The sequence below is a fragment of the Chitinimonas violaceus genome (genome assembly GCF_052601015.1).
On sequence record NZ_JBQXDJ010000176.1, the window covers coordinates 1 to 1,387 of the forward strand.

General features: G+C 52.8%; 1 protein-coding gene and 1 pseudogene. Both read right to left on the minus strand.

Features of this window, described 5'->3' with window-relative positions; all coding sequences use genetic code 11:
- Positions 1 to 215: 215 nt before the first annotated feature.
- Positions 216 to 1,283, minus strand: coding sequence for an ImpA family metalloprotease (locus ACUHMQ_RS20745; protein WP_445297341.1), 1,068 nt, complete (start codon positions 1,281 to 1,283; stop codon positions 216 to 218).
- Positions 1,280 to 1,387: pseudogene (locus tag ACUHMQ_RS20750) on the minus strand (IS5/IS1182 family transposase); the annotation flags it as partial. The pseudogene ACUHMQ_RS20750 and the gene ACUHMQ_RS20745, both read right to left, overlap by 4 nt.

Consider the following 1,387-nt stretch of genomic DNA (forward strand, 5'->3'; position numbering starts at 1 on the left):
CCGAACTGAGCTAGGAGCTCGGCGGGAATTGCCGGCAATTCCACCGGCTTGGCTTTCGGTTTGCGAGGCATACATTCTCCTTGGGAGCATGATATGCCTTGAACACGAAATTACTGACAGACCCTAAATGACAGTGTGATCAATAGGTTGTCATTGCCAGTTACGCTGGGGAGGGTTGCATACTGGCTATAGCCCAGCTTGTTCTTGTTGGTTGCTCAGTCCACTTGCTCAAACAAGCGCTCATGTAAGTAAAGCAATGTGATGATGTCCCAGCCGCGCGTTTCATCTGCCATGCGCTGCGACCAGTAATGTACCCATTGCATATAGAAAGCCATACGCTCGCCGTTTTCAGCTGCGTAGGCAGCAGAACCCCAGATGCGCTGGTATGCACCTTCGACCGGGTCCGATGAGCTCTTGGCGGCTTTGATCATATCGAAGGTAGAGCGATAGGCTACCCGATCGTTGCTGCGGTCATCTTTCAGCTCGCGTAATAGACGCCAATTCTTGTGCAAGGGGAACAGATTGTTCGATACCTCCGTGCTGCGGTCGCTGTACACGGCGAGCAAGCCTTGTTGCAGGTTATGACCCAATTCGTGGCTTTCACCCCATCCGCGTGGGTTTAACCCCCAGTCTTGGTCGTATGGATTACCTGAACAGCCGTTACCACATTGTGAATAGGCATCTACATTGATATGTTGTGTGTCCGGCACTCGATGGAGCGTGCTCGATGCGCAGTTCCAGCCTTGGTTTGTGCAGAAGGTTTGTACGGCAGTAGGCAAGCTCTTACCAGGCAGAGCGAAGCCTGCTAATTGGTAGGCGTCTTCAAAGAACAGAACACGCAATTCATCCAGGTAGCGATCTATGTCGTTGTTGTAGTCACTTGCTAGAACCTCTTTCATCTTGTCGACCCGGGTATGGATTTCCGTACCCTGCAGTTTGATTTCAGCCCAGTCGAACTGTCCGCTTTTCAATGCAGCGACAAAGGCTGTTTTGCTGCCGCCATTGCTTAAGTCGAGGAAGGGGTGCTGTGCAACACCACGTATGCGTAACTGGACAGTTTGGCCGGCGGCTGCTTCGCTGAACGACAGTTGTAAGGTTCCACCATAAGGGCTGGTGACGTCGATGGCTTGGCCCCGGTTAAGTGCCATTGGCGGGCTGGCCAGAAAACGTGGTCGTGTATAGGTGTCCGCAGTCCAAGCACGGGTAGAACCAGTGCGCTGGGTGTTCAGTCGTAAAGCAACCTTGGCTTTGCCCGCATCGACTAGGGTCTGTTGACGTTTCACATAGGTAGCCATAGAAACCCACAGGCCATGGCAACCATGCTTTCATAGTTCCGTTTCAGTTTGTCGAACCGGAACGCCACTGCACGGTAATGCTTCAGCCTCGC